The organism is Variovorax sp. LjRoot130, from assembly GCF_964253755.1.
GTDB lineage: Bacteria > Pseudomonadota > Gammaproteobacteria > Burkholderiales > Burkholderiaceae_C > Variovorax.
The window spans coordinates 109,339-118,887 of the sequence record NZ_CAXURM020000002.1 but is presented as its reverse complement, the minus strand read 5'-3'; the positions used below and the strand labels follow the sequence as shown (position 1 = coordinate 118,887).

The 9,549-nt window shown below is 63.4% G+C and carries 10 protein-coding genes; 6 read left to right on the top strand and 4 right to left on the bottom strand.

Going from position 1 to position 9,549, the window contains the following annotated elements; all coding sequences use genetic code 11:
• Positions 1 to 15: 15 nt before the first annotated feature.
• Positions 16 to 1,011, top strand: a complete 996-nt coding sequence (locus ACSQ86_RS30270) for a Bug family tripartite tricarboxylate transporter substrate binding protein (protein ID WP_436307444.1) — start codon at positions 16 to 18, stop codon at positions 1,009 to 1,011.
• A 24-nt stretch (positions 1,012 to 1,035) separates the two neighbouring features.
• A complete protein-coding gene (locus ACSQ86_RS30265; RefSeq protein ID WP_436310356.1) occupies positions 1,036 to 2,076 on the top strand; it encodes an AraC family transcriptional regulator in 1,041 nt (346 codons plus the stop codon).
• Positions 2,077 to 2,141: 65 nt separating this feature from the next.
• Here the strand turns inward: ACSQ86_RS30265 and ACSQ86_RS30260 are convergent, their stop codons facing one another.
• The 4 genes from ACSQ86_RS30260 to ACSQ86_RS30245 all read right to left on the bottom strand — a co-directional run bounded on the left by ACSQ86_RS30260 (position 2,142) and on the right by ACSQ86_RS30245 (position 5,852).
• Positions 2,142 to 3,200 (bottom strand): 3-keto-5-aminohexanoate cleavage protein, encoded by a 1,059-nt coding sequence (locus tag ACSQ86_RS30260; protein WP_436307446.1) that lies wholly within the window; start codon positions 3,198 to 3,200, stop codon positions 2,142 to 2,144.
• A 53-nt stretch (positions 3,201 to 3,253) separates the two neighbouring features.
• The gene (locus ACSQ86_RS30255; protein WP_436307447.1) at positions 3,254 to 4,096 is read right to left on the bottom strand and encodes a TauD/TfdA dioxygenase family protein; all 843 of its coding nucleotides are present in this window, start codon (positions 4,094 to 4,096) and stop codon (positions 3,254 to 3,256) included.
• Positions 4,097 to 4,129: 33 nt separating this feature from the next.
• Positions 4,130 to 5,098 (bottom strand): tripartite tricarboxylate transporter substrate binding protein, encoded by a 969-nt coding sequence (locus tag ACSQ86_RS30250; protein WP_436310881.1) that lies wholly within the window; start codon positions 5,096 to 5,098, stop codon positions 4,130 to 4,132.
• A gap of 157 nt (positions 5,099 to 5,255) precedes the next feature.
• Complete coding sequence (locus ACSQ86_RS30245) at positions 5,256 to 5,852, bottom strand: RBBP9/YdeN family alpha/beta hydrolase (protein WP_436310355.1); 597 nt, start codon at positions 5,850 to 5,852, stop codon at positions 5,256 to 5,258.
• A gap of 127 nt (positions 5,853 to 5,979) precedes the next feature.
• On the opposite strand from ACSQ86_RS30245, the gene ACSQ86_RS30240 reads away from it, so the two are divergent.
• The 4 genes from ACSQ86_RS30240 (at position 5,980) to ACSQ86_RS30225 (ending at position 9,491) form a co-directional block, all read left to right on the top strand.
• Complete coding sequence (locus ACSQ86_RS30240; protein ID WP_436310880.1) at positions 5,980 to 7,020, top strand: AraC family transcriptional regulator; 1,041 nt, start codon at positions 5,980 to 5,982, stop codon at positions 7,018 to 7,020.
• A 348-nt stretch (positions 7,021 to 7,368) separates the two neighbouring features.
• Entirely contained in the window at positions 7,369 to 7,905 is a 537-nt protein-coding gene (locus ACSQ86_RS30235) for a hypothetical protein (RefSeq protein WP_436310354.1), read from the top strand.
• Positions 7,906 to 8,048: 143 nt separating this feature from the next.
• On the top strand, positions 8,049 to 8,369 hold the full coding sequence (locus tag ACSQ86_RS30230) for a low molecular weight protein tyrosine phosphatase family protein (protein WP_436307450.1): 321 nt from the start codon (positions 8,049 to 8,051) through the stop codon (positions 8,367 to 8,369).
• 111 nt (positions 8,370 to 8,480) lie between these two features.
• Positions 8,481 to 9,491: a serine hydrolase domain-containing protein gene (locus tag ACSQ86_RS30225; protein WP_436307451.1), complete on the top strand. Its 1,011-nt coding sequence runs from the start codon at positions 8,481 to 8,483 to the stop codon at positions 9,489 to 9,491.
• Positions 9,492 to 9,549 lie beyond the last annotated feature (58 nt).

The window sequence follows — 9,549 nt, the reverse complement described above, 5'->3', positions numbered from 1 at the left end:
CCACGAAAGCGATGAATGGCCATGTTTCTCCATCTATTGAGGCTTCCCCTGATCTCCTTCGCAGCCTTGTGCTGCATCGGCGCAGGACCTGCATCGGCACAGCAGTGGCCGGACAAGCCCATCCGGCTGATCGTCCCCGCGCCGCCCGGCGGCATCTCCGACGCCGCCGCGCGATTGCTCGCGGAACAGCTGCGGACTCACCTCGGTCAGACCGTCCTGGTGGAGAACAAGCCGGGAGGCTCCGCCGTCATCGCTGAACGGGCATTGATGAACGCGCCAGCCGACGGCCACACCCTGATGGTGGGGCCGTCGAGCGTGCTCTCCGACATCCCGCTCACGGTCAAGACGCCCTTCGACCCGTTGAAGACGTTCACCTACGTCGGCGAGGTGACCGGCATGATCCACGTCCTGGTGGCCAACGCGAACTTCCGTCCGAATACGGTCAAGGAGCTGCTGGCTCACGCCGGGCAGCATCCCCGCTCGGTCAGCGTGGCCAACCTGAGCGCGGGCACGCGCTCCAATCTTCTGGGCGAGATGCTCAGGGAGCGAAGCGGCAACGACATCCTGGTGGTGCCGTACAAGGGCTCGGCCCCAGCCCTGGTCGACCTGATGGGCAACCAGGTTCAGCTGACCTTCGAGGTCGTGAGCAACGTGACATCGCTGGTGCGAAGCGGCAAGCTCAAGGGTCTGGCGGTGGCGTCGTCGAAACGGTCTGAGTTCCTGCCCGACGTCCCGACCTTCGGCGAGCTGGGGCTTGCCGACTTCGTGATGCCGGACGCGAGCGTCGGCGTGTTCGTCCTGAGCAGCACGCCGAAGGCGCTGCAAGACAGGATCCACGGCGAGGTGGCAAGGGCCGTCAACGCGCCGAGGTTTCGCGAAGCCCTGCTCGCGCAGAACTTCGATCCACCGCGAGGCGCTTCGCTGCAGCAACTGCGGCAATCCCTGGATGCCACAACCGCCCACAATCGGGCCATCATCGAGAAACTGCAGCTCAAGATCAGCCCCGAATGAGCAACGGGGCGCACAAACCGTCCCATGAAACATCTCGGTCGACTGATGCGCAGCGCCAGCTTGAGCGGTTATGTGGAACTCGTGGAGTCGCTTGGCCGAGACCCCCATGCGTTCATGCGAACCGTGGGGCTGCAGGCCAAGCTGCTGGACAACCCCGAGACGCTGATTCCCGGTGACGCCGTGCGCGAGCTGCTCGAGATCACCGCGCGCGCCACCCGCACCGAAGATTTCGCGCTGCGCCTCGCTGCGCGGCGCAAGCTCTCCACTCTCGGCCCCATCAGCCTCGTGCTGAAGGAGGAGCCCACGCCGAGGGACGCGCTCGACACGCTGTGCCGCTACCTGAAGCTGGTGAATGCCTCGCTGGTCACCCGCGTTGAAGACGCAGGCAGCGTCGTCATCATCCGGGAGGACCTGCTGCCAAGCCCCGGGCTGCCGATGCGCCAGTCGATGGAGCTCGCCGTCGGCATCATGTTCCGCATCCTGGGCGAACTGATCGACCCGCAGTGGCGGCCGATCCAAGTCTGTTTCACGCATCGCCCGCCGGCGGATGTCTCGGCGCATCGGGCGTTCTTTGGCCGCAACGTCAAGTTCAACCAGGACTTCAACGGCCTGGTCTGCGAGGCGGCCGAACTGCTGAAGCCCCGCGCGGTCGGGGACCACGGGGCGGCGCGTTTCGCGCGTGACTATCTGGAGGCGGCGCTGAGAGACCGCGGTGAAAGCGCACGCGAAACCTGTCGAGAACTGATCCTGGCCCTGCTGCCCGGTGGGGCTTGCACGGCGCAAGAGGTGGCTCGACTTCTGCGCGTTGATCGCCGCACCCTGCACCGTCGACTCGATGCGGAGGGGCTCACGTTCAGCAACCTGCTCGATCTCGTGCGCTCCGATCTGGTCAGGCGCCATCTGCGCGACAGCGACCTGCCACTCGGCGAAGTGGCCGAGCTGTTGGGTTTCTCAGGGCCCAGCAGTTTCAGCCATTGGTTCCGCAGCAATTTCGGCTGCAGCGCCTCCCAGTGGAGCAGGCAGGCAGCGGGCGCGGCCGCTCATGGAGAAGGCGGGGCATCCTGAGCCGGGCAGGCCAGCGCGAATCCGTCTTCGAGACGCAGGGCATGCGACATGCCCTCCACGAGGAGTCAGGCCGCCTTGCGCAGGAAGCCCTGGTTGGCTCCGTTGCGATTGGGCGCGAAGCCGTTGGCCAGCAGCGATTCTTCCGCCGTCTCGTAGAAGACGCCGATCTTCGAGATCTCGCGCGCCTGTTGGGCCGTGGCGATGGGGCGGCCGAATTCGCGCGAGATGCGCACCAGCTGCTCGATCTGCGCCGCGGTGCCGATCTTGGCCGTGCGTGTCTGGTTCCAGAGCACGTCCTCGGTGCCGCAGCGCACGTGCAGGCCCATGGCGATGCCCATCATGTTGACGGGCAGCACGTTGCGCACCGAGCTTTCCACCGTGAGCACCGCGCCGTCAGGAACCGCGCGCAGGAAGTTGGCGAGGTTGTAGATGTTCGGCGCGTCCATGCCGCCGCTGATGGCCACCCAGTTCATCACCAGCGGGCCTTTGTAGACGCCGCGGCGCATCAGCCGCTCGACCGACTCGAAGCTGTTGATGTTGTAGCACTGGAAAGCGCTCTGGATGCCGGCGGCCGTGAGGCGGCGGATGTGCTCCTCGACCCAGCCGGGCTGCGCCGGCACCGTCATCTCCCTGTAGGCCTCGAAGATGGCGGGCGTCTCCCGTGAGGTGCCCTTGAAGTCCGCCAGTTCGGCATGCTCCGTCACGTTCATCTGCGAGGTGTTGACGGTCACGGTCACCTGGTCCGGCTTCGGTTCGAGCTCGGCGAGCATGTGCCGCGTGTCGTCGGACAACCACTTGGCTGCGGCGCCTTCGGATTCCGGTGCGAAGCTGATCGATCCACCTACCTGGATGATCATCTCGGGCACCCGCGCACGCACGCCGGCGATCAGCTCGTTGAACTTGGACAGACGCTTGCTGCCCTTGCCGTCGAGTTCGCGAACGTGCAGGTGCAGTACCGTCGCGCCGGCGTTGTAGCAATCCACCGCCTTCTGGACCTGCGCCTCCATCGTGACCGGAATTTCTTCCGGGAAGTCGGATGGAAGCCAGCCCGGCGCATAGGGGGCGGCCGTGATGATCAGAGGCTGCTGGTTTTCGGGAAACAGGTGGCCGTCGAGAAAGTTCATGTCGTTGCGTCTCCGGGGTGCAATGCGAAATGTCGGGGATGGACGCAAGCCACTCAGTACGGAACGTCGCCGACGATGCCGGCGCGCTCCATCTTGCGCGGCGCAGGCCAGTAGTCGTTCAGCGCGTAGTGCTGCGTGCTGCGGTTGTCCCAGACGACGACGTCGCCAGGCTGCCAGGACCAGCGCACCTGGTACTCGGGAATGGTGGCCCGGCTGATCAGGTAGTTCAGCAGCAGCGCTGCACCTGGCGCCTTGTCGATGCCGTGTCGCACGTTCTCCGGCGTGCTGTAGTTCGCAAAGTGCGTGGTGAAACTGCCGACGTAGAGAACCTTCTCGCCGGTTTCCGGATGTGTTCGCACGACGGGGTGCTCCACCGGCGGATGGTCCTGGCCCAGCTTGATGCGGGCTTCCGGGGTCATGACGGCACCGAACGAATGCTCAATGCTGGCCTTGGCACGCAAGTGCTGGATCTTCTGCCTGATCTCCGGCGGCAACTCGTCGTGCGCCTGCACCATGTTGACCCAGATGGTGTCGCCGCCGACCTCCGGGCACTCGATGCAGCGCAGCACGGCGCCCATCGCGGGGCTCTCGCGCCACAGGCCGTCGCAGTGATAGGTGTTCTCGTAGCTGTGTTTGTTGTCGCTGCGATAGATGCGCACCAGGCCCGGATGCTCGGGGTCGCTGCCGACCACCGGGTGGTCCTCCAGCTTCCCGAAGCAGCTCGCGAAGGCCACGTGCTCGGCGCGCGTGATGTCCTGCCCGCGAAAGAAAAGCACCTTGTACTTGAGCAGCGCGGACCTGATCTGCGCAAAGAGTTCGGCGTCGCGTGACGCCTCCGCAAGGCGGGCTTCCATGACTTCCGCCCCGATGGAGGGCGTGATGGGTCTGAACTTCATTCTTCAGTCTCCTGTGGGATGGCTTGACGGCAGTCAGTTCGCCTGGATGTTGAACTTCTTGACGATGGCGGCGTTGCGCTCGGACAGCGCCTTCGTTTCGCTGAGCAGCGCGGGCGTGTCGACACTCAGCTCAGGCTCGAGGCTCGCGTCGATCAGCTTCTGCTGCACCGCGGGCGCCTGCGCTGCCTTTGCGATGATCGCGTGAAGCTTCGCCAGAGCGTCGGGCGGCAGCTTGCTGGAGCCGATGAAACCAACCCAGCCGCGGAACTGGAGGTCCGGGTAGCCGAGTTCGGTCGTGGTCGGCACGTCAGGGAGGTACCGGGACCGGCTTTTTCCGGTGAAGGCATGGGGGCGCAACTTCCCGGCCTTGATCAAGGGCATGGAGGTCACCATGCCGTCGAACATGATGTCGATCTGGCCGCCGAGCAGGTCTTGAAGCGCGGGCGGCGATCCGGGATAGCCCACGTGCTGCATGTCGAGTCCCACCCGGTCATTGAGGATCAGTCCGGCGTACTGCGACACCGTGCCGGGGCTGTAGCTGGCGAAGCTGGATTTGCCTTTGCGCGTCTTCAACTGCGCGATCAGGCCTTGAAAGTCCTTGGCTGGGTAGCTGGCCGCGGTCACGAGCACGACGCCCGACCTGGCCACCGACGCGATGGGGAGCACGTCCTTGAGCGGGTCGAAGGGCATCTTCATGACCTGCGGCGTTTCTGCGAGGACGTTGCTCGCCGCAAGCACGATCGTGTTGCCGTCGGGGGCGGCCTGCAGCATGGCCTGCAGACCGATCGCGCCACCTGCGCCCGGGCGGTTCTCGACGATCACCGGTCGACCGATGTCGGTGGACATCTGTTGGCCGAGGACACGGGCGACGATGTCCATCGTTCCGCCCGGGGGCGCCGGAACGATGAGCCTCAAGGGTCGCTCGCCCAGCGCCCAGACGCTGAGCGCCAGCGACCATCCGATCAGTGCCACGCCGACGCGTGCGATTTGCAGCAGTTTCACTTTTGTCTCCGGTTCTTGTGATGTCCGACCCAGGTGTCGATGCCGCCAGTATCCGGCGCACCGGCGGGTTAACTCTTGCTTGTCTGGGACATTGATTTGTTCATCTGGGACATAGCCGCTCCGCAAAGAATCCAGTCTCGGCATGAGGGCGACGCGCTCAGGAGAGTTCACGAATCAACTCTTCCGCCCGCGGCCATTCACCGAAGCCGGAGTGCGGATTCAGGTGTCCGACTTCGCCAAGCTCGACGAAGCGGCTGCCCCACGATCGCGCCAGTTTGCGGGCACGATCGAGGTGTGTGAGGGGATCGTTGCTGCTCGCCGCGACGATGCTGGGGAACGGTAGCGCCGCGCGCGGGATCGGCAGCCAGCCGTTGTCCTTCAGTGCTTCGGTGGTCGGGTAGCCCGCCGGCATGGGAGTTTCGAGGTCCGCCGGTGCTGCCAGCAGCGCGCCGCGAATATCACTCACGCGACGCGTCGCCGCCCAATGCGCAACCATGATTGCGCCCGCGCTGTGCGCAACGATGATCACGGGTCCGTCGATGCCTTGCAGGGCCCGGTCGATCGCATCGACGCGTGCCCTGCAGTTCAGCTTTTCATGTTCGAGCGGGGGCACGCTGCGTACCAAGGGAAGCCTTGCTGCCAGCAAGGTTTGCCAATGGTCTGCCACATGGTCCCGAAGGCCGGGGACGATGAGCACAGTGGGGTTCGACATCGATCGCACGGATCCGGTGGCAGCGTTGAAGCCTTGGGTCATGAAGCGGGTCTCCTTTTGTCGCAGCGGCGGAAAGATGCTCCGGATTCTGGTTGCCGTGGTGGCCTACGGGTTGACAATGCGCGCCAGCGACTTACCCTCCGATGCCAACTCAGTGCCCAGGTCTTCGATGTCATCTTTGGTCCGTGCTGCAAGTCTTACCAACTACAGCGAGGTCGCTCGCGCAGGTGGACTGGATCCGGCGCGGATGCTTCTGGATGCCGGCCTGAGCCCGAGCGTGCTGCGTGAACCCGATCTGATGATCCCGGTCGAGAGCGTTGCGTTGCTGCTTCAGGCTTCGGCGACCAGTTCCGGCAACGAGAGTTTCGGCCTCTGCATGGCGGAGTCGCGGCGCCTGTCCAATCTCGGCGCCGTCGGAATGCTGATCCGCGACCAGGCGACCTTGCGCGACTCGCTCAACGTGCTGATGCGCTACCAGCCGCTACTCAACGGCTCGTTGTCGTTGATGATCGAAGAGTTCGCCAACGTGGTTGTCATCCGCGAGGAAGTGAAGCCCGGCCATGTGCATGAGCCGACGCGGCAGCGCATTGAACTTGCGCTGGGGGTGATGGTGCGTTTGATGCGCCAGTTCCTCGGGGCAGACTGGCAGCCCAGACGTGTCTGCTTCGCGCACCCGGCACCGCGGGACCTTCGCACCCATCAAAGGGTGCTGGGACGCTTCGTCGAGTTCGATCATGACTTCAACTGCATCGTCTGCGCGAAGGAAGATCTTGACGCGTGCAACCCGTCGGCAGATCCTGCAATGGCGAGATACGCGCAGCAACTGCTGGATGCATCGGTCAAGCCACCTGGGGAAGCCATGCTCGAAGACGTGCGACGCACGATCCTGTTGCTCCTGCCAAGCGGACGCTGCACGATCGAGCAGGTTTCGGAATACGTGGGCGTGGTGTGCCGGACGATCCAGCGTCGACTTGCCGACGAAGGGCAAACCTTTTCGTCAATGGTCAACGACATTCGCAAGGAGCTCGCCACGCGTCATGTCCTGGAGAGCGATCGACCGCTCGCTGAGGTGGCAACGTTGCTCGGGTTCTCTGCACCCAGCGGGTTGTCACGCTGGTTTCACGCCCAGTTCGGTTGCAGTGCGAAACAGAGTCGTGCGGAGCGCAGCGCCGGGCGCCGTCGAGAAACATCCCCGCATGCACGGGGGTGACTCTTTCGGATGTGCACGCGCAGCAGTGAAGCCTCGGGAGGCAACAATCGGCCAACACCACACCTTCGCCAATGACCTTGCGTAAAAATTTCCGAAGCCAGGTTGCCAAGATTCGAGCGCCATGCGTCGCCCGAGGCTTGACCGCGCTACCCGCATAAGCGAAGAATCGCGCCGAAGAACAGGGCGAAGGCGAAGCCGGCCAGTGGCGCGGATCGCATTTTCAAGGCCCGGCTTGTTTGATAGCCTGTCGGCTGGTGGCCTCATAGGGTTGAAGGTGGGACACTCGCCGGGGGCTAGCGAAGTTCGACTTCTCGAAGGTCATCCGCGCAGATTCTGTAGGGGGAAAAGATGAAATCGATCGTGCATCTCGCGTTCGGCGTTCTGCTGCTTTCTGCTGTGGCGTTACACGCCGGCGCAACGGGGACGAACAAGCTATGCAACGGACGACAGACGGACATCGTCTTTGCTGTAATCCATGAGAATTCGGACGATTCGGGTTCGAGATGCGAGCTTCAGGGATCGCGGTGCTACGTGACGCTCCAAGGCTGGTACACCATGAGGCCGGGAGTCTGCATGGACGTCGACGTGGGAAATCAATGGGAATCCTATCTGTCGATCTTCGTCAAGGATACGGCGGCCGGCCAGTACAGGCCAGAAACCTTCCCAGTCAACGACAGGTTCTACAAGGACAGAAACGAGAAGAACTCCGGAGTCGTTGACGTCACCGCGTGCATGCCTGTCGGGCCGTTCAAGAAAAAGCTGCCTGGAGCGCTCGCGCCCATGCTGAATTCAGCAGTCGCATGCGATCCCGGCGAGGCGCTGCATCCGGTCAATTACGTCATGCGCGGCGGACCGCAAACTCACGTCGTGGTCACGTTGAACTAGTGGGCTGTAAAGATTGGATCGTTCGCCGTGTCGCCACGGTCGGTCCTTCGCCCGAAACGGCCTACGTCTCAGATCGGCCAGGACCGGACGGTCAAGGGTCTGCCAGAATTCCTGCTCTACCCACCCCCGTCCAGACGCCACCAATGCGCCGCGTGCTCTTTATCTGCAGTAGGAACAGGCTTCGCAGTCCCACCGCCGAGAGCGTATTCGCGGGGCCCGACATCGAGACGGACTCCGCTGGCCTCGCGCCCGACGCAGACTGCGTACTGAGCATCGAACAGGTTGAGTGGGCGGACCTGATTTTCGTCATGGAGAAGCAGCACCGGGTGAAGCTCAAGCAGAGGTTCACGGCGTCCTTGCAGGGGAAAAAGGTCGTGTGCCTGGATGTTCCTGACCGCTACCAGTTCATGCAGCCTGAGCTCGTCACGCTACTGCAGCAGAAGGTTGGTCAACACCTGCGTTAGCGAGAGCGCCAGCGGAATCGAACGGCAAAAATCCGGCCAACTCCGGACCTTCGCCGGCACCCGCCATTTTTAAGCAGACGACGCGCTGCCTTTGCCTGACATTCAATCTACATGAGCGATTTCCGAACCGTCGAAACCTCGATGCACCGTCTGATGGCCGCGGCCGCCATACCGGGCGTGGCCATGGCCACGGTCGACGAAGGTAAGGTGAGGGTCATGCCAATGGGCGTGACGGAGCTTGACGCTGCTCGGCCGGTTGGCGAGACAACAGTGTTCGACGTCGCCTCGTTGAGCAAGCCGGTCGTCGCCTACGTTGCGCTTCAGCTCGTTGACGGCGGGACCCTCGACCTAGACCAACCATTGTCCGGAATCGTCCAGAAAGGCGTGCCGCCCCAACTCGCCTCATCACCCATCACAGCCCGCCATGTTTTGACGCACACCTCGGGTCTCCCCAACCTTCGCGGTGATGAACCGTTGCAGACTTACTTCCCGCCAGGGAGCTGGTTCAGCTATTCAAGCGTCGGCTTCGCCTATCTTCAAATGGCGCTCGAGGCCGCCACGAACGAGTCTTTGGAGGCGCTTGCACAACGCTTGGTGTTCGACCCATTGGGGATGCAATCGTCCAGCTTCCAATGGCGCGACCGCTTCAGCGAGGATGTTGCCTTGCCGCACGAGGGTGAAGAGCGGCTTGAGAAGCATCGTCCGGCCGCCGCTCATGCCTCCTATTCCCTTCAGACCACAGCTGGCGACTACGCAAAGTTCATGGTTGCTGTTCTCAACGGCACGTCGTTGAGAGAGGCGTCGCGCCGCCAATGGTTGACGCCCACAATGAGGGTGCCGAAAGGGGACGCCACCCACCTAGCAGACAGCCCCCCCGAGACCGAGCAAGAAATCGGTTGGGGCCTCGGGTGGGGAGTTGAAGCAACTGGCGGCACATTCTTCCAATGGGGAAAGATGGATGGCATCCGGGCCTTCGCAATGGGAAATCCAAGAACTCAGTCAGCAGTCGTCCTTCTGACGAACAGTAACCGCGGCCTTCGCTTGATGGATGTGGCGGCAGAAGCTACGCTGCCGGGCGAGCATCCTGCCTTCTCGTGGCTGCGAGCGTGTGTCACAGAGTGAACCCGCTCAACCGCCGCCGACGGCCAAACCCGGACCTTCCATGTTGCGAAAAGAAAGT

Coding starts and splice junctions, on each gene's coding strand:
- ACSQ86_RS30270 (WP_436307444.1), top strand. CDS start 16: ATGGCCATGTTTCTCCATCTATTGAGGCTTCCCCTGATCTCCTTCGCA.
- ACSQ86_RS30265 (WP_436310356.1), top strand. CDS start 1,036: ATGAAACATCTCGGTCGACTGATGCGCAGCGCCAGCTTGAGCGGTTAT.
- ACSQ86_RS30260 (WP_436307446.1), bottom strand. CDS start 3,200: ATGAACTTTCTCGACGGCCACCTGTTTCCCGAAAACCAGCAGCCTCTG.
- ACSQ86_RS30255 (WP_436307447.1), bottom strand. CDS start 4,096: ATGAAGTTCAGACCCATCACGCCCTCCATCGGGGCGGAAGTCATGGAA.
- ACSQ86_RS30245 (WP_436310355.1), bottom strand. CDS start 5,852: ATGACCCAAGGCTTCAACGCTGCCACCGGATCCGTGCGATCGATGTCG.
- ACSQ86_RS30240 (WP_436310880.1), top strand. CDS start 5,980: ATGTCATCTTTGGTCCGTGCTGCAAGTCTTACCAACTACAGCGAGGTC.
- ACSQ86_RS30235 (WP_436310354.1), top strand. CDS start 7,369: ATGAAATCGATCGTGCATCTCGCGTTCGGCGTTCTGCTGCTTTCTGCT.
- ACSQ86_RS30230 (WP_436307450.1), top strand. CDS start 8,049: ATGCGCCGCGTGCTCTTTATCTGCAGTAGGAACAGGCTTCGCAGTCCC.
- ACSQ86_RS30225 (WP_436307451.1), top strand. CDS start 8,481: ATGAGCGATTTCCGAACCGTCGAAACCTCGATGCACCGTCTGATGGCC.